The organism is Pseudomonas sp. GM55 (assembly GCF_000282395.1).
In the GTDB taxonomy this organism is placed as follows: domain Bacteria; phylum Pseudomonadota; class Gammaproteobacteria; order Pseudomonadales; family Pseudomonadaceae; genus Aquipseudomonas; species Aquipseudomonas fluorescens_CC.
The window spans coordinates 53,281-68,538 of the sequence record NZ_AKJJ01000032.1; the positions used below are offsets into that span (position 1 = coordinate 53,281).

Genomic DNA, 15,258 nt, shown 5'->3' on the forward strand with positions numbered 1-15,258 from the left:
AGACTAATGGACAAGGTAAAACGCCACGCGAGGAAGTAGTCATGCACATATTGCTGACCGGCGGTACTGGTTTGATAGGACGTCAGCTCTGCCGACACTGGTCGGGGCAGGGCCATCGCCTGACAGTCTGGAGTCGCAAGCCTGCAAAAGTCGCGAAAGTATGTGGTGCCCAAGTGCGTGGAATTGCCCGGCTGGAGGAGCTGGGGCAGGAGCCGGTGGATGCGATCGTCAATCTTGCCGGAACGCCGATTGCCGACCGGCCCTGGACGCACAAGCGCAAAGCCTTGTTGTGGAGCAGCCGGATCACGTTGACTGAAACCCTGCTGGCGTGGCTTGAAAGCCGCGAGCAGAAACCACGGGTCTTGATTTCCGGTTCGGCTGCCGGTTGGTATGGCGATGGTGGCGAGCGCGAACTGACCGAGGACTCGGCGCCGGTCAGCGAAGATTTCGCCAGCCAGTTATGCATTGCCTGGGAGGAGACTGCACAGCGGGCTGAAACGCTGGGCATTCGCGTCATTCTCATCCGTACCGGGTTGGTGCTGTCGGCGGAGGGCGGCTTTTTGTCGCGGCTGTTACTGCCGTTCAAACTGGGCCTGGGAGGGCCGATCGGCAACGGCCGGCAGTGGATGCCGTGGATTCATATCGACGATCAAATCGCCCTGATTGATTTTCTTCTGCACCGCAACGAGGCCAGCGGTCCCTATAATGCGTGCGCGCCCAAACCGGTGCGCAACCGCGAGTTTGCCAAGGCGCTGGGCAGCGTGCTGCATCGCCCGGCGTTGATGCCGATGCCGGCCTTCGCATTGAGGGTGGGGCTGGGCGAGTTGTCCTTGCTGTTGCTGGGTGGTCAACGGGCCACGCCGGTTCGCCTGTTGACGGCGGGTTTCACATTTAAGTTCACGGATTTGCGCGCGGCTCTGGACGATCTGTCCGGTCGCCTTTGAAATAGGACGTTGCATGACCGATCACGCGTTGCTTCTGGTCAACCTGGGCTCACCTGCCTCCACCTCGGTGGCGGATGTGCGCAGCTACCTCAATCAATTTCTGATGGACCCATACGTGATCGACCTGCCATGGCCGGTTCGACGCTTGCTGGTGTCGCTGATCCTGATCAAGCGTCCCGAACAGTCGGCCCACGCCTATGCCTCGATCTGGTGGGACGAGGGCTCGCCGCTGGTGGTGCTTAGCCGTCGTTTGCAACAAGCCATGACCGGCCAGTGGCAGCACGGCCCGGTCGAACTGGCGATGCGCTACGGCGAGCCGTCGATTGAATCGACGCTGGTGCGCATGGCCGCCGCGGGGCACAAGCGAATCACCCTGGCGCCGCTGTATCCACAGTTCGCCGACAGCACCACCACCACGGTCATTGCAGAAGCCAGGCGTGTGGTGCGCGAGAAGAGCCTCGACGTACAGCTGTCGGTGCTCCAGCCTTTCTACGATCAACCGGAGTACCTCGATGCGCTGGTGGCCACGACCCGGCCGCATTTGCAGCAGGACTTCGATCACTTGTTGATGAGTTTTCATGGATTGCCGGAACGGCATCTGAAGAAGCTCAACCCCGGGCACAGCTTCGAGGGTGGCGGTGATTGCTGCGCCGGGGCGCCAGCTGAGGTGGTCGCCACCTGTTATCGCGGCCAATGCCTGCGTACGGCGGCAGAGTTTGCCAAGCGCATGGGGTTGCCGGACGGTAAGTGGTCGGTATCGTTCCAGTCGCGTCTGGGGCGCGCCAAGTGGATCGAACCCTACACCGAAGCGCGTCTCGATGAGTTGGCCAAAAGTGGCGTGAAAAAGATTCTGGTGATGTGCCCGGCATTCGTGGCCGATTGCATCGAAACACTGGAAGAGATTGGTGATCGCGGCAAGGAGCAGTTCCGCGCGGCGGGGGGCGAGGACCTGGTGCTGGTGCCGTGCCTCAACGATGACCCGCATTGGGCGCGGGCGTTGAGTGCGTTGTGTGAGCGAGCGCCGCTGGCGCTTTAAAAGCTTCGTCGGCAAGCCGGCTCCTACGTAGGAGCCGGCTTGCCGACGATGGCGTCTTCAACCGCAATCAAGAACCATGGATCAGATCAGCGGCTCATTCGCCTTCTTGTGCTTCCAGCTGTCATTGCCCGGCAGGATCAGATTCAAACCAATCGCCACCACCGCGCACAGCGCGATGCCCTTGAGGCCGAAATCGTCCGGCCCGGTGCCGGTGCCGATCAGCACGCCGCCGATCCCGAATACCAGGGTCACCGAAACAATCACCAGATTGCGCGCCTCGCCCAGATCGATCTTGTGGCGGATCAGCGTGTTCATCCCCACCGCCGCAATCGAACCGAACAACAGGCAGAGAATCCCGCCCATTACCGGCACCGGGATGCTTTGCAGCAGCGCGCCGAACTTGCCGATAAACGCCAGGCTGATGGCGAAGATCGCCGCCCAGGTCATGATTTTCGGGTTGTAGTTCTTGGTCAGCATGACCGCGCCGGTCACTTCGGCGTAGGTGGTGTTGGGTGGACCGCCGAACAGGCCGGCCGCCGTGGTGGCAATGCCGTCGCCGAGCAGGGTGCGATGCAGGCCGGGCTTCTTCAGGTAATCGCGACCGGTCACGCTACCCACGGCAATCACGCCACCGATGTGCTCGATGGCCGGGGCCAAGGCCACCGGAACAATGAACAGGATCGCCTGCCAGTTGAATTCCGGCGCGGTGAAGTTCGGGATGGCGAACCACGGCGCCGCAGCAATCTTCGCAACATCGACCACGCCGAAGTAGAACGACATGCCGAAACCGACCAGCACGCCGGAGATGATCGGCACCAGGCGGAAGATGCCCTTGCCGAAAACCGCGACGATCAGCGTGGTCAGCAGCGCAGGCATCGAGATCATCATCGCCGTCTGGTAATGAATCAATTCACTGCCGTCGCCGGCCTTGCCCATGGCCATGTTGGCGGCAATCGGCGCCATGGCCAGGCCAATCGATATGATCACCGGCCCGATCACCACCGGCGGCAGCAGGCGGTCAATGAAACCGGTGCCTTTGATCTTCACCGCGAGGCCGAGGAAGGTGTAGACGAAACCTGCCGCCATCACGCCACCCATGGTCGCGGCCAGGCCGAACTGGCCCTTGGCGAGAATGATCGGGGTGATGAAGGCAAAGCTCGATGCCAGGAACACCGGCACCTGACGCCCGGTGACGATCTGGAACAGGATCGTCCCCAGGCCGGCCGTGAACAGCGCTACGTTCGGGTCGAGACCGGTAATCAGCGGCATCAACACCAGGGCGCCGAAGGCCACGAACAGCATCTGCGCACCCGACAGCACCGTGCGCCAGAGCGGATCGTTGAACTCGTGCTGCATGCTCACGCGTCCTTCTGCTTGGTGCCGAAGATCTTGTCACCGGCATCGCCCAGCCCTGGGATGATGTAGCCGTGCTCGTTCAGTTTCTGATCAATGGAAGCGGTGTAGATGATCACGTCCGGGTGAGCTTTCTCGACCACGGCGATGCCTTCTGGCGCGGCGACCAGCACCATGGCGCGGATGTCCTTGCAGCCGGCTTTTTTCAGCAGGTCGATGGTGGCAACCATCGAGCCGCCGGTGGCGAGCATCGGGTCGATGATCATCGCCAGGCGTTCGTCGATTTCCGGTACCAGTTTTTCCAGGTAGGTGTGGGCTTCGAGGGTTTCCTCGTTGCGAGCCACGCCAACGGCGCTGACCTTGGCGCCCGGGATCAGGCTGAGCACGCCTTCGAGCATGCCGATGCCGGCACGCAGGATCGGTACCACGGTGATTTTCTTGCCGGCGATTTTCTCGACCGATACGGTGCCGCACCAGCCTTCGATATCGTAGGCTTCCAGCGGCAGGTCTTTGGTGGCTTCATAGGTCAGCAGGGCGCCGACTTCCTGAGCGAGCTCACGGAAATTCTTGGTGCTGATGTCTGCACGGCGCATAAGGCCAAGTTTATGACGGATCAGCGGGTGGCGGATCTCATGGATGGGCATGGGGAAAGGCTCCGGCGGCGGGCAAAAAAACCGGCCTAGATTAATCTATCCGAGGGTGTTGTCCTATAGACATACAGTACGTTAGTCCACAAACGCTTGATCTGGCCGTGCGGGATGCGTACCTTTGCCCGCTTTTCCTGACTTCCAACCCCCCCTGGAGAGCGCCATGTCCGCTGATCTCGAGCATATCCGTCAAATCATGCGAGAGGCTGACTGCCTGTACACCGAAGCTGAAGTCGAGGCGGCCATCGCCCGCGTCGGTGCACAAATCAACGAACAAATGGCCGACAGCAACCCGGTGGTGTTCTGCGTGATGAACGGCGGGCTGATTTTCTCCGGCAAGCTGCTGACCTATCTGCAGTTCCCGCTGGAAGCGTCCTATCTGCACGCCACCCGCTATCGTAATGAAACCAGCGGCGGCGACCTGTTCTGGAAAGCCAAGCCGGAAGTATCCTTCATCGACCGTGATGTGCTGATCATCGACGACATCCTCGACGAAGGCCACACCCTGGGTGCGATCATCGACTTCTGCAAACACGCTGGCGCACGTAAAGTGCATACTGCCGTGCTGATCGACAAAGACCACGACCGCAAGGCCCGTCCGGACCTCAAGGCCGATTTCGTCGGTCTGCCGTGCGTCGACCGCTACATCTTCGGTTACGGCATGGACTACAAAGGCTACTGGCGTAACGCCAACGGGATTTTCGCTGTTAAAGGAATGTAAGACATGGATACGCCTCGTTTTCTGGATCAGACCTTGTTCACCGAGCTGGCCGGGAAAGCCGCGGCCAATCCTCGTGGGCGCCAGCATCACAATTTCCACCAGATGGAAGACGCTTGCCATCGCATGGCGGTGGGGTTGCAGCCGTCCACTTACATCCCGCCTCACCGGCATTTGGGCGACAACAAGGCCGAAACCCTGTTGGTTCTCAAGGGCCGGCTGGGCGTGTTGATATTTGATGAGACGGGTACGGTGCTGAGCAAGACCGTGCTTCAGGCCGGTGGCGACTGTGTTGGCGTGGACCTGCCAACCGGTGTGTTCCACGGTTTGGTGGTGCTGGAGGCCGACAGCCTGATGTTCGAATGCAAGGCCGGCCCTTACCGTCCGGTCGGTGAAGGTGAGCTGGCGCATTGGGCACCGCGCGAAGGCGAGCCTGGTGTTGCCGAGTATCAGGCCTGGATGCGCGCGCAATTCGACTGATGTTCACCACCTGTAGGAGCGAGCTCGCTCGCGATGGACGCAGGAACGCCGCGGGGTATCAGGCTCCCAGCGTTATCGTTGACGACCATCGCGAACCGGCTCGCTCCTGCAGGGACGCGTTCACCCTTGGAGCCAGCCATGAGCCTTTTGATCCGCTGCTGCGCCGCCCTGTTGCTGACCTTCAGTCTGCCTCTGGCTGCCGCGCCAGCACCCATGCACAGTCAATTTCTGCCGCCGGACGATCTCTCTCTGCGCGCTGCTGATCCCGAGCAGCAACAACTGCTGCAGGTCACCGAGTATTCGGTGGTGGTCGGCAGCCAGCGTCAATCCAGTCAACAGCCCATTCCGGTCACTTCGCCGCTGCTGATTCGCCTCAAGGGCAAATCCCTGAACAAGGGCGCCACCATCAGTCAGGTGCTGGTCAATTTCGACGGCGAAAGCAAAAGCCTGAAGAAGCCGGTCTATGACGAGCCGAGCAAGACCCTGACCCTCTATTACCCGCTGGCGCAATACCGGGTGTTGATCGACTTGTTGCGCAACGACACGGTGTATTGCCAGTTTCTGAGCTACGCCAATGGGCATGTCTGGGCCGATCTGCACACCGGCAGCACTCGTGCGCGTTGAGCCCTGTGCCTGCGCAGGGGTAAACTGCCCGCCCCGTGAAATGTCTGCGAGCTGGAGTCGGCAATGCGTAAAGATAAAAAACAAGTGATTGGTGACGAGATCGGCGATGAGCAGATCAAGTTGTTCCTCGATTTCGAACCGGTCGACGCGACTTCTCCGTCCCTGCACAAACTGGTCAAGGCCTACCGTGGCCTGCGCATCGACGATTTCGAGCGTTTCCTGACGTTCTTCGTCGAGGCGGGTTACGACGTGAACGGCAAGGACGAGCACGGCAATGACTTCGTTGCCCTGATCAAGGATCAGCGCAACGCGGCGGATTACATTGAGCTGATTGAAAAAGCTCGCGGCTGACCTGCATCGACGCACTCCTTGTAGGAGCTGGCTTGCCAGCGAAGCTGTGTCTCTGATGCTCCGCGGCGCCCCCTTCGCTGGCAAGCCAGCTCCTACAGGGCATAAAAAAACGCCCCGTTCTCAGTGAGAGCGGGGCGTTTTTCATAAGGCCGAATCAAGCGTAGCTTTCGGTCTCGCTGCTGGCTTCAACCAGTTCCAGGGCAACGTTGTTCTGCGCGTTGATCTTGCGATACAGCGCAGCGTCGGTTTCCAGAACCTTTTCCCGGGCCGGGAAAATTTCGGCCAGTTTGGTGGCCCATTCGCCTTTTGCTTTGCTCGGGAAGCATTTTTCGATCAGCTCAAGCATGATCGAAACGGTCACCGAGGCACCTGGAGAAGCGCCGAGCAGTGCCGCCAGGGAACCGTCCTTGGCCGCGACCAGTTCGGTACCGAATTGCAGGACGCCGCCTTTTTTCGGGTCTTTCTTGATGATCTGCACTCGTTGGCCGGCCACTTCCAGGCGCCAGTCTTCGGGTTTCGCCTGCGGGTAGAAGCGACGCAGGGAATCCAGGCGCTGCTCCATCGACTGCATCACTTCGCTGACCAGGTATTTGGTCAGGTCCATGTTGTTTTTCGCCACGGCGAGCATCGGGCCGATGTTGCCGGCGCGAACCGACATCGGCAGGTCCATGAAGGAACCGTGCTTGAGGAACTTGGTGGTGAAGCCGGCGTACGGTCCGAACAGCAGGGACTTCTTGCCATCGACTACGCGGGTGTCAAGGTGCGGCACGGACATGGGTGGCGAACCCACTGCGGCCTGGCTGTAGACCTTGGCCTGGTGGTGCTTGACCACTTCCGGGTTGTCGCAGCGCAGCCACTGGCCGCTGATCGGGAAGCCGCCGAAGCCTTTGCTTTCTTCGATGCCCGAGGCTTGCAGCAGCGGCAGTGCCGCGCCGCCAGCGCCAAGGAAGACGAATTTGGCGTCGACTTCACGGGTATTGCCGCTGTTGACGTCCTTGATGCTGACGGTCCAGCCGCCATTGCTGCGCTTGAGGCCGGTCACGCGCTTGCAGTACTTGACCTGGGCATCGGGTGCGCTGGTCAGGTGCTTGAGCAACTGGTTGGTCAGGGCGCCGAAGTTGACGTCGGTGCCATTGATCACGCGGGTCGCGGCGAGGGTTTCGCCAGGATCGCGGCCAGGCATCATCAGCGGCATCCACTCGGCCATTTTGGCCTTGTCTTCGGTGTATTCCATGTCGGCGAAGGCGTGGTGTCTGCTCAGCACCTTGAAGCGTTCCTTGAGGAAGGACACGCCGCTGTCGCCCTGCACGAAACTCAGGTGTGGCACCGGGCTGATAAACGATTTGCACGAGCCGAACGTGCCTTTCTTGGTCAGGTACGACCAGAACTGCTTCGACACCTCGAACTGGGTGTTGATGTGCACGGCTTTCTTGATGTCGACGGCGCCATCGGCTGCCTGCGGCGTGTAGTTGAGCTCACACAGCCCGGCGTGACCGGTACCGGCGTTGTTCCATGGGTTGGAACTCTCCGCGGCACCGGAATCCATCAGCTCGACGACTTCCAGCTTGATCGCGGGGTCGAGCTCTTTGAGCAGTACCGCCAGGGTGGCACTCATGATGCCGGCCCCAACCAGTACTACGTCGACTGCTTCGTTATGCGCCATTTAACGCGTCTCCAAAATCTGCAGCACCAAATTGTCGGCATGGCTGCCAGGCGTTCCGGGGCGTGTCAGTGTTGCCCCAGGTACCCATGGCAGTGTCGCCATGTCCGAATCTTCGTAATTTATCGCAACTTCGACGGACGCTACCTGCCGGGCCTATGAGCCATATGAACTCATTTCAGCGTGCGGGAGGCAATTCGACTTATGGTCGATACATCCGTTTGTGCAACCAAATCCGTAGCGGACAGGCTTCAGGCTCCGGTGTTCGAGGAATACTCGGTCCTGTGTCGTTGGGCTGTTGTAGACGCTAATGGTGCATGTTCAGACGCAAAACTATTCATTTGCTCGCCACACTCTTGTGAAGTTGTGAAAACCCGTTTTTTTCACGCTCTTTTGAAGACGTGAACCTCAAAAAGGGCTGTCCCAGCCTGGCACCGTGCCCGGATGGATTGCCGCCATGGGATACAGGGCAGGCAAAACGGGCAAACAGCTCAGTGACCGAGCGTAATGACAGCTCTGCAGATTCGCGAAAAGTGGAGGTTTTGCTCAACGAAACAGCAAGCGCGCCAGCTTCACTCGATCTGTGTGGGCGGCTCTCTGTGGGCGGTGCGGGGTGTCAACACAAGCGCATTGACGGTGCTGCGAGGCCCGATCAGGAGACGTCCTTATAATCGGGGGGAGATTGTATCTAAGAAACGCAGGGAATTGGTCGTGTTTAATGACTTTTATTAGGTGTTTGGTCAGGTCGTCATCAGTTGCTGTGCACGCGAGCGCTGCTGTTGCTGCGGGGAAACGACAAGGGCGCTGGCAGGCAGCGGCTGATTCAACCAGTTCAGACGGATCTCTTCGACTTCAACCCAGCCATCGCCCATGGGCTGGAGGCTGCACTGTTTGAAGGCCTGGCAGTGGCCGTTGCGGTCGAGCAGGGCGAAGCAGCGATGCAGCGGGCGTGGCGCAAACAGAGAAATCAGATGGCGCATGGTGGAGTACCTTGTTGTTTTTCTGAAGAAAACGATAATCGCAAGCCATTACATGCAAGTGTAGGAGTGGTGACAACTGTGTGACAAGAACTGCTTTCCCAAGGGGGCAGAGATTTCATCAAACACTGTGCGGTGCTGGTTACCCGCAGTGGCGCACCGCTATACTGCCGGCCTGTTTGTGCCTGATTCTGGAGAGAAGAGCATGTTGCAACGCCTGTTGTTCGGTTTGATCACTGTGACCAGTTTGACCCTGGTTGGCTGCGCCCACAGCCCGCAACAACTGAGCCCGGAACCCAAGCTGACCGCCCAGCTGGCCCCGGTCGGCCATGGCCAGCCCGTTGTAGTACGTGTAGTGGACGGTCGACCGTCGCCGACACTGGGCACCCGTGGCGGCCTGTATCCGGAGACCAGCGCGATCACCGTGCAGGGCGCGCAGATCCTGCCGAAGCTGCAGGCCCAGGCTGAAGCCGCCGTGCGTCTGTTGGGCTTTACCCCGACGAACAACGCCATGAATGCACCGCAACTGACCGTGACCCTGGCAGAGTTGAAGTACCAGTCGCCCAAGGAAGGCCTGTACGTGACCGAAGCCACCATCGGCGCGACGTTCCGCTCCGATGTACAGAACGCCAACCGTCGCTACAGCGGCCGTTATGGCTCATCCCTGGACCAGCGCTTCGGTATGGCGCCGAACCAGGAAACCAACACCAAGCTGGTCAGCGATGTGTTGAGCGATGCGTTGACCCGCCTGTTCAAGGACCCGACCGTGGGCCAGATTCTCGGCGAGTAATCTTCGCTGGATGCGAAAAAGCCCGGTGCCAGCGATGGTCCCGGGCTTTTTCATGCACAACCGCGCCCTGTAGGAGCTGGCTTGCCAGCGAAGGCGGTCTGTCATTGGATGTCGATGTCGCTGACCCACCGCTTTCGCTGGCAAGCCAGCTCCTACAGGGGCTTGGTGTCAGGCTGCCTCGGAGTAAAAATCCAGCACGCTCACACCCGTCAGCAAATCCGTTTCCGGCAAATCCGCATGTTGATGTCCACCCAAGGCGCAATACACCAGCCAATGGCGGTCTTGAACGTTGAAGGCGAGGCTGCCAACGAGGGCTTGCTGTTCTTCGCTGGGGGTGATGAGGTAAAGACGATCCTGGTTTTCGGCGTGGAGCATGACGTGGTCCGTGTCGGTTTCGAGGCACGCATGGTCGCCGATACAGATGACGAAGCCGTGACTCAGGACAGCCATTGATCAATTGCCTCGTTATTTGTCGGAAACAGAGGGCAGGGGCGCAGGCTTTCGGTAGAATCCGCGCCGCGGTCGCCGGTCCGGCACCTGCCACCTGTTTTACTTGAGGTCTGTGATGTCGCTGCACTTGATGACGCTGTTTACCGCCCATCCCGCCAAATTGATCAATCTGCTGGCCTTGCTCCTTGCCTTTCCGGGCGGCTGGTTGCTGCACGCCACCCGTCGCCGCGAACTGCGCGCGATGGCCAGTTTGCAGGCGCAGCGCCAGAGCAGCCCCAGCGTAGAGCCCACGCTGGACTGGGCGACCTTGCGCAGGAACCGGTTTTTCTACATTTTCGGTTTTGCCTGCATGGGGATGGCGCTGCTGGTGTCGTGGATCAGTACGCAGGTCTGAAGTCTTGACGCAGCACCCATGCAGATACAAAAACGGCGCCTCGAAGGCGCCGTTTTTATATCTGGCCGAAACCGCTTACAGCGGCAACCCTGCCTTCACCCGGTACTGATTGCGCACCGGTGTCGCATATTGCAGCACCAGGAATGGACGATGCTCCTCAGGGCAAGCGTCCAGGCGGCGTTGCCATTCTTCCTGGGCTTTGGCCAGTTCCTCGGCCGGGAACAGTTGCGCAGCTTTTGGTACCTGCAGTTGCGGATCAGCGTCTTTCCACTGCGCATAAGCCAGGTAGTGCACCGGGAACAAGCGATAGCCACTGAGGATTTGCCTGTCCATCTCGACCGCCAGTTGCTTGGTGTCTTCGAACAGATCGGTGATCGGCGCGGCAAAGTTCACATGGACCCGGCCCTTGTAGCCGGTGATGCCCTTGGCGATGCTCACGTCATCCTCGCCCGGCACCTTGGTGTAGCTGCCGGTGGTGGCGCGGATGTACAGCTCGCGGGCCTTGGCCTGATCGCACGGGTCGTATTCGTAGCTGATCGACACCGGGGTCAGGTTCAGCGACTGAATGACTTCACCGAACGGCTCGTCCTTGCGGCTCATGTGGAACATCTTGAGGATCGCCGATTCGGTACGGTCGTCACCGTCCTTGGCGCGCCCCTCGGCCTGGGCAATCCAGATCGAGGCGCAATCGTTGCGGATCGAATGGTTGATATACGCCGACAGCAATTGATAGGCCGCCATTTTCTCCCGGCGTCCGCTGATCGAGCGGTGCACGATGAAGCTCTTGTTCAGGCGCATCAGGTCGCTGACGAAAGGCTTTTGCAGCAGGTTGTCGCCAATGGCGATGCGTGGGGTCGGCAGACCGGCGTGGTACACGGCATAGTTGACGAAGGCCGGGTCCATCACGATATCGCGGTGGTTGGCGATAAACAGGTAGGCGCTGCCGGACTTGAATTGCTCCACCCCGGTATAGGTGACACCGTCGGTGGCACGCTCGATGGTATGGTCGACGTAATGCTCGACTTTGTCCTGTAACGTGGCCACGGAGGTCACGCCGGCAAACTCACGGCGCAGCCGATGGGCTATAAGAGGTTTGAGCGCCCAGCCTAAAGCGCCGGCGAAACGCGGGAAGCGGAAGTGGGTGAGGATATCTAGAAACGCCTTGTCGCCGAGCAGCCGTGCCAGCACTGCCGGGACTTCACTGTCGTCGTAAGGTCGGATGGCATCGAATTCGCCCATCATGCTCTCTTGTTAGAAACGGCTAGGGTAAGTAAAGGTTTTGATCGAAAACCGGCGGGGCACGGTCTGAAAAAGTAGCCAGACAAAAATAGCCCTGCAAATAGACCGGCGATTATACGCACAAGTCACTTGGGAGACCGCGATGCTGGAAAGCGCAGTGTACGAATGTCCGTATTGTGGTGAGGAGGTAGAGACTACTCTGGATTTGTCCGGTGGCGATCAGACCTACATCGAGGACTGCCAGGTGTGCTGCCGGCCGATAACGTTCGTGTTGCAGGTTCATGAAGAGGAATGGCATCTCGAAGTGTTCAGTGAAAACGAGTGAGGAGCGTGTATGCAGCGCATCTACGATCCGGAAAACCTGATGGAAGGCGAGCTGCTGCAAGGCATGCTCGCCAGCGAGGGTATCGAGGCGCATCTGGTGGGCCGTGATTTGCTCGGGGGCAGCGGCGAGTTGCCGATCTATGGCCTGCTCGGGCTGTCGGTCGAGAACGACCAGGCTGAATACGCCCGCGAGCTGATCACCGCGTACAATGCCGCGCTGCCGCTGCCCGGCGATGAACCGGACAGCTTTCCCGGCACGCTGGTCTGTTAGGCTGGCGTTCGTTTGATCAAGAGCCGTGTTGCCCCATGTGTGGACGTTATGCCCTGTTTCGCTGGAATCCCGCCTTCGCGGCGCTGCCCGGTTTTCCCGCCGACCAGCAGGCGCAGTGGAACATTTCCCCCAATGATTCGGTGCTGATGCTGCGGGCCGGGCCTGATGGCCAGCGCACACTGGCCCGCGCCCGCTGGGGTTTGACGCCGCCGTGGCTGACCGATCTGTCGCGTACTCCGGCCCACGCCCGTGCCGAAACCGTTGCTGAACAACCGATGTTCCGTGAAGCCTTGCGCTTGCGCCGTTGCCTGTTGCCGGCCAATGGTTTTTACGAATGGCGCGGTACTACCCGTAAGCGGCCGTACTGGCTGACGCCGGGGGAGGGCTCGTCGCTGTTTTTCGCGGCGATCTGGGAGGCGTATCCGGTTCAGGAGCAGGTCTGGCTGAGTACGGCGGTGATCACGCAACCGGCGGCGAGCCAGCGGCGGCCATTGATTCTTGATGAGGCGGGGCAGGCCGCGTGGCTGGATCCGGATACGCCGCTGCATGCGTTGCAAGCATTGCTGGCCAGTGAACCCGCCGCGTTGCGCGAGCGGGTGCTGGCGAACATGGTGAATGATCCGAAGCTCAATGGGCCGGAGTGCCTTACCCCGGGTTGAGTTTTTTGGTGTCAGTGCTGGCCCCTTCGCTGGCAAGCCAGCTCCTACAGGGGATTTGTGAACACCGCAGATCCATTGTAGGAGCTGGCTTGCCAGCGAAGGGGGCCTTGAATCAAACCCTGAACTGATTGATCAACCGCCGCTGCTGCTCGGCCAGTTTGGTCAAATCCGCACTGGCTGCACTCGACTCATCCGCGCCGCCCGCCACTTCATTGGCCACTTGCCCGATGTTGATCACATTGCGGTTGATGTCGTCCGCTACCGCGCTTTGCTCTTCGGCCGCGCTGGCAATCTGGGTGTTCATGTCGTTGATCACCGACACCGCCCGGGTAATGGTTTCCAGTGCTTCGGCGGCCTTGGAGGCGTGCAGTACGCTTTCGTCCGTGCGGTTCTGGCTGTCTTCCATGACTCGCACCACATCCCGCGTGCCTTGCTGGAGTTGCTGGATCATGGTCTGGATTTCTTCGGTGGCCTTTTGTGTCTTCTGCGCCAGGTTGCGCACCTCGTCGGCCACCACGGCAAAACCTCGGCCCTGCTCACCGGCACGGGCGGCTTCAATGGCTGCGTTCAGGGCAAGTAGATTGGTCTGCTCGGCGATCCCGCGAATGGCAGTGAGGATCGCATTGATGTTTTCGCTGTCCTTGGCCAGGGTTTGCACCACACCGACGGCCCGGCCGATCTCCACGGCGAGGGCGCCAATCGAGTCCGACGTGTCACGCACGATCTGCATGCCCTGGCTGGCGGCCTGATCGGCATGGCTGGCGGCTTGTGCGGCCTGGGTCGCATTGCGCGCCACGTCCTGGGCGGTGGCGGTCATTTCCTGCACGGCGGTGGCGACCTGATCGATCTCGGCCATTTGTTTGTGTACACCGGTGTTGGTGCGGATGGCGATGTCGGCGGTGTGTTCCGACGAGTCGCTGACGCTCTGCACCGAAGTCACCACTTGGGTGATCATCGCCTGCAACTTGGCCAGGAAGGTGTTGAAGCCTTTGGCGATCGAACCCAGTTCATCGGCGCGGTCGCTGGTCAGGCGCCGGGTCAGGTCACCTTCGCCCTGGGCGATATCGTCGAGCATGGCCACCATCTGCTTGAGTGGGCGGGCGATGCCATGGCCTACCAGCCAGATCACCAGCAAGCCGATACCGGCAATCACCAGACCGACCATCGCCATGCCGAAGGTGTCGGATTTGCGCTGTGCGTTCAGGTCGGCCTGGAGTTTTTGCAGGTCGGCCATCACCGCGTTCAGCGGCAGTTGCAGCATCAAGGTCCAGCGGGCGTCGGTCTGGCCGATGCCGAAAGGCAGGTACAGCTCGATCCGGCCCTGGGCCTTGTCGACGCTGTAGGTGACTTCGCCGCGCTTGAGATTGGCCAGGTTGGCAATCTGCTTGCTGTCGAGGATGTCACTGACTTTTTCGCCGAATTTGCTCGGGTCCTTGGTGTAGGCAACGATCCGGCCATTGCCGCCAATCAGGGCCATTTCACCTGCGCCGCCGTAGAGTTTCTGGTTGGCGCCCAAGAGCATTTCCTGAATGAAGTTCACCGACAGGTCGGCGCCGACGATGCCCTGGAAGGCACCGTTGAGCATGATCGGTTCAATAAAGGAGGCGAGCATGACGATTTTGTCGCCCACCTTGTAAGGCGCCGGATCGATCACGCAGGATTTTCTGGTTTCTTTCGAGCACAGGTAGTACTCGCTGGCGCGCACGCCGGTGGACAGGGTTTTCTGGTCGTCGACGTCCACCAGTTTGTCCAGGCCCAGGGTGCCGTCGTCGTTGCGGAACCACCAGGGCAGGAAGCGCCCGTTGCTGGCGTCGATGCCGACCACCTGGGTGCCGACGTAGGCCGCATCGTTGTGATCCAGTGCGTCTTTTTCCCAACCGATGTAGGTGCCGAGGATTTTCGGGTTCTTGAGCACGTTTTCCTTGATCAGGCCGATCAGTTGCTCGCGGCTGAGGCTCAGGGCGGGCTTGCCCTCGGCACCCGATGTGCCGATCAGGGCATTGACCCGCACCAGTCCGCCGGCAATCAGCAGCGGTGCTTCGAGTTCACGCTGGATCTGGCTGACCTGGGTTTGCGCCAGTGATGTCAGGCGTTGTTCGATGACTTGCTCGAATTGGGCCTGAGTCCGCTCTTGGACCATGTCTTGCGTGCGGGCGCCGGAAAACAGCGCGTACACCACCAACGCTGCCACGACACTAAGGACGATGGCGCCGGCAAGGGCCGCCACGGAAAACTGGATCGACTTGAATTTCATGGGGGCTCCGCACGCGAAAGGACGTCTGCGGAGGTGTATCGGCAGGGTATCGGGCGAGCATGAGCACGGGCCGTTGAAATGGCTGTT

At 60.2% G+C, this 15,258-nt stretch carries 18 protein-coding genes and 1 pseudogene; 11 read left to right on the plus strand and 8 right to left on the minus strand.

Going from position 1 to position 15,258, the window contains the following annotated elements:
- Positions 1 to 41 precede the first annotated feature (41 nt).
- Together PMI31_RS05055 and hemH are read left to right on the plus strand one after the other, a co-directional pair.
- A complete protein-coding gene (locus PMI31_RS05055) occupies positions 42 to 944 on the plus strand; it encodes a TIGR01777 family oxidoreductase (protein WP_008016643.1) in 903 nt (300 codons plus the stop codon).
- Between the two features lie 13 nt (positions 945 to 957).
- Positions 958 to 1,980: a ferrochelatase gene (gene hemH, locus PMI31_RS05060; RefSeq protein ID WP_008016644.1), complete on the plus strand. Its 1,023-nt coding sequence runs from the start codon at positions 958 to 960 to the stop codon at positions 1,978 to 1,980.
- Positions 1,981 to 2,061: 81 nt separating this feature from the next.
- On the opposite strand, the gene PMI31_RS05065 is transcribed toward hemH, so the two are convergent.
- Entirely contained in the window at positions 2,062 to 3,336 is a 1,275-nt protein-coding gene (locus PMI31_RS05065) for a uracil-xanthine permease family protein (protein WP_008016646.1), read from the minus strand.
- Between the two features lie 2 nt (positions 3,337 to 3,338).
- A complete protein-coding gene (gene upp, locus PMI31_RS05070) occupies positions 3,339 to 3,977 on the minus strand; it encodes a uracil phosphoribosyltransferase (RefSeq protein ID WP_008016648.1) in 639 nt (212 codons plus the stop codon).
- 166 nt (positions 3,978 to 4,143) lie between these two features.
- On the opposite strand from upp, the gene PMI31_RS05075 reads away from it, so the two are divergent.
- The 4 genes from PMI31_RS05075 to PMI31_RS05090 all read left to right on the plus strand — a co-directional run bounded on the left by PMI31_RS05075 (position 4,144) and on the right by PMI31_RS05090 (position 6,153).
- Positions 4,144 to 4,701, plus strand: a complete 558-nt coding sequence (locus PMI31_RS05075; RefSeq protein ID WP_008016649.1) for a hypoxanthine-guanine phosphoribosyltransferase — start codon at positions 4,144 to 4,146, stop codon at positions 4,699 to 4,701.
- Between the two features lie 3 nt (positions 4,702 to 4,704).
- Positions 4,705 to 5,178, plus strand: coding sequence for a WbuC family cupin fold metalloprotein (locus PMI31_RS05080; protein ID WP_008016650.1), 474 nt, complete (start codon positions 4,705 to 4,707; stop codon positions 5,176 to 5,178).
- Between the two features lie 138 nt (positions 5,179 to 5,316).
- A complete protein-coding gene (locus tag PMI31_RS05085) occupies positions 5,317 to 5,802 on the plus strand; it encodes a hypothetical protein (protein ID WP_008016651.1) in 486 nt (161 codons plus the stop codon).
- Positions 5,803 to 5,865: 63 nt separating this feature from the next.
- Positions 5,866 to 6,153: a PA4642 family protein gene (locus tag PMI31_RS05090; protein ID WP_008016652.1), complete on the plus strand. Its 288-nt coding sequence runs from the start codon at positions 5,866 to 5,868 to the stop codon at positions 6,151 to 6,153.
- Positions 6,154 to 6,307: 154 nt separating this feature from the next.
- Here the strand turns inward: PMI31_RS05090 and mqo are convergent, their stop codons facing one another.
- Both mqo and PMI31_RS05100 read right to left on the minus strand, forming a co-directional pair.
- The gene (gene mqo, locus PMI31_RS05095; protein WP_008016653.1) at positions 6,308 to 7,816 is read right to left on the minus strand and encodes a malate dehydrogenase (quinone); all 1,509 of its coding nucleotides are present in this window, start codon (positions 7,814 to 7,816) and stop codon (positions 6,308 to 6,310) included.
- Positions 7,817 to 8,553: 737 nt separating this feature from the next.
- Positions 8,554 to 8,793, minus strand: coding sequence for a hypothetical protein (locus tag PMI31_RS05100; protein WP_008016655.1), 240 nt, complete (start codon positions 8,791 to 8,793; stop codon positions 8,554 to 8,556).
- A 202-nt stretch (positions 8,794 to 8,995) separates the two neighbouring features.
- Here PMI31_RS05100 and PMI31_RS05105 point away from each other — a divergent pair, with 202 nt between their 5' ends.
- Complete coding sequence (locus PMI31_RS05105) at positions 8,996 to 9,580, plus strand: YajG family lipoprotein (RefSeq protein ID WP_008016656.1); 585 nt, start codon at positions 8,996 to 8,998, stop codon at positions 9,578 to 9,580.
- Positions 9,581 to 9,748: 168 nt separating this feature from the next.
- Here the strand turns inward: PMI31_RS05105 and PMI31_RS05110 are convergent, their stop codons facing one another.
- Complete coding sequence (locus tag PMI31_RS05110; RefSeq protein WP_043302221.1) at positions 9,749 to 9,955, minus strand: hypothetical protein; 207 nt, start codon at positions 9,953 to 9,955, stop codon at positions 9,749 to 9,751.
- 190 nt (positions 9,956 to 10,145) lie between these two features.
- On the opposite strand from PMI31_RS05110, the gene PMI31_RS05115 reads away from it, so the two are divergent.
- Entirely contained in the window at positions 10,146 to 10,424 is a 279-nt protein-coding gene (locus tag PMI31_RS05115) for a hypothetical protein (protein ID WP_008016658.1), read from the plus strand.
- Between the two features lie 75 nt (positions 10,425 to 10,499).
- Here the strand turns inward: PMI31_RS05115 and PMI31_RS05120 are convergent, their stop codons facing one another.
- Positions 10,500 to 11,666, minus strand: coding sequence for a 1-acyl-sn-glycerol-3-phosphate acyltransferase (locus PMI31_RS05120; protein ID WP_043302213.1), 1,167 nt, complete (start codon positions 11,664 to 11,666; stop codon positions 10,500 to 10,502).
- A 139-nt stretch (positions 11,667 to 11,805) separates the two neighbouring features.
- On the opposite strand from PMI31_RS05120, the gene PMI31_RS05125 reads away from it, so the two are divergent.
- The 3 genes from PMI31_RS05125 to PMI31_RS05135 are packed head-to-tail and all read left to right on the plus strand — an operon-like array spanning position 11,806 to position 12,917.
- A complete protein-coding gene (locus PMI31_RS05125) occupies positions 11,806 to 11,988 on the plus strand; it encodes a CPXCG motif-containing cysteine-rich protein (protein ID WP_008016660.1) in 183 nt (60 codons plus the stop codon).
- Positions 11,989 to 11,997: 9 nt separating this feature from the next.
- The gene (locus PMI31_RS05130; RefSeq protein ID WP_008016661.1) at positions 11,998 to 12,258 is read left to right on the plus strand and encodes a putative signal transducing protein; all 261 of its coding nucleotides are present in this window, start codon (positions 11,998 to 12,000) and stop codon (positions 12,256 to 12,258) included.
- A 35-nt stretch (positions 12,259 to 12,293) separates the two neighbouring features.
- A complete protein-coding gene (locus PMI31_RS05135; protein WP_008016662.1) occupies positions 12,294 to 12,917 on the plus strand; it encodes an SOS response-associated peptidase in 624 nt (207 codons plus the stop codon).
- 112 nt (positions 12,918 to 13,029) lie between these two features.
- On the opposite strand, the gene PMI31_RS31795 is transcribed toward PMI31_RS05135, so the two are convergent.
- Both PMI31_RS31795 and PMI31_RS31800 read right to left on the minus strand, forming a co-directional pair.
- On the minus strand, positions 13,030 to 13,872 hold the full coding sequence (locus PMI31_RS31795) for a methyl-accepting chemotaxis protein (protein WP_443216981.1): 843 nt from the start codon (positions 13,870 to 13,872) through the stop codon (positions 13,030 to 13,032).
- Between the two features lie 12 nt (positions 13,873 to 13,884).
- Positions 13,885 to 15,171, minus strand: a pseudogene (locus PMI31_RS31800) (HAMP domain-containing protein); the annotation flags it as partial.
- Positions 15,172 to 15,258: the final 87 nt, after the last annotated feature.

What these genes read in the sequence shown, in the direction of transcription:
- PMI31_RS05055 (WP_008016643.1), top strand. Translation starts at nt 42, where the DNA reads ATGCACATATTGCTGACCGGCGGTACTGGTTTGATAGGACGTCAGCTC.
- hemH (WP_008016644.1), top strand. Translation starts at nt 958, where the DNA reads ATGACCGATCACGCGTTGCTTCTGGTCAACCTGGGCTCACCTGCCTCC.
- PMI31_RS05065 (WP_008016646.1), bottom strand. Translation starts at nt 3,336, where the DNA reads ATGCAGCACGAGTTCAACGATCCGCTCTGGCGCACGGTGCTGTCGGGT.
- upp (WP_008016648.1), bottom strand. Translation starts at nt 3,977, where the DNA reads ATGCCCATCCATGAGATCCGCCACCCGCTGATCCGTCATAAACTTGGC.
- PMI31_RS05075 (WP_008016649.1), top strand. Translation starts at nt 4,144, where the DNA reads ATGTCCGCTGATCTCGAGCATATCCGTCAAATCATGCGAGAGGCTGAC.
- PMI31_RS05080 (WP_008016650.1), top strand. Translation starts at nt 4,705, where the DNA reads ATGGATACGCCTCGTTTTCTGGATCAGACCTTGTTCACCGAGCTGGCC.
- PMI31_RS05085 (WP_008016651.1), top strand. Translation starts at nt 5,317, where the DNA reads ATGAGCCTTTTGATCCGCTGCTGCGCCGCCCTGTTGCTGACCTTCAGT.
- PMI31_RS05090 (WP_008016652.1), top strand. Translation starts at nt 5,866, where the DNA reads ATGCGTAAAGATAAAAAACAAGTGATTGGTGACGAGATCGGCGATGAG.
- mqo (WP_008016653.1), bottom strand. Translation starts at nt 7,816, where the DNA reads ATGGCGCATAACGAAGCAGTCGACGTAGTACTGGTTGGGGCCGGCATC.
- PMI31_RS05100 (WP_008016655.1), bottom strand. Translation starts at nt 8,793, where the DNA reads ATGCGCCATCTGATTTCTCTGTTTGCGCCACGCCCGCTGCATCGCTGC.
- PMI31_RS05105 (WP_008016656.1), top strand. Translation starts at nt 8,996, where the DNA reads ATGTTGCAACGCCTGTTGTTCGGTTTGATCACTGTGACCAGTTTGACC.
- PMI31_RS05110 (WP_043302221.1), bottom strand. Translation starts at nt 9,955, where the DNA reads ATGCTCCACGCCGAAAACCAGGATCGTCTTTACCTCATCACCCCCAGC.
- PMI31_RS05115 (WP_008016658.1), top strand. Translation starts at nt 10,146, where the DNA reads ATGTCGCTGCACTTGATGACGCTGTTTACCGCCCATCCCGCCAAATTG.
- PMI31_RS05120 (WP_043302213.1), bottom strand. Translation starts at nt 11,666, where the DNA reads ATGATGGGCGAATTCGATGCCATCCGACCTTACGACGACAGTGAAGTC.
- PMI31_RS05125 (WP_008016660.1), top strand. Translation starts at nt 11,806, where the DNA reads ATGCTGGAAAGCGCAGTGTACGAATGTCCGTATTGTGGTGAGGAGGTA.
- PMI31_RS05130 (WP_008016661.1), top strand. Translation starts at nt 11,998, where the DNA reads ATGCAGCGCATCTACGATCCGGAAAACCTGATGGAAGGCGAGCTGCTG.
- PMI31_RS05135 (WP_008016662.1), top strand. Translation starts at nt 12,294, where the DNA reads ATGTGTGGACGTTATGCCCTGTTTCGCTGGAATCCCGCCTTCGCGGCG.
- PMI31_RS31795 (WP_443216981.1), bottom strand. Translation starts at nt 13,872, where the DNA reads ATGATCACCCAAGTGGTGACTTCGGTGCAGAGCGTCAGCGACTCGTCG.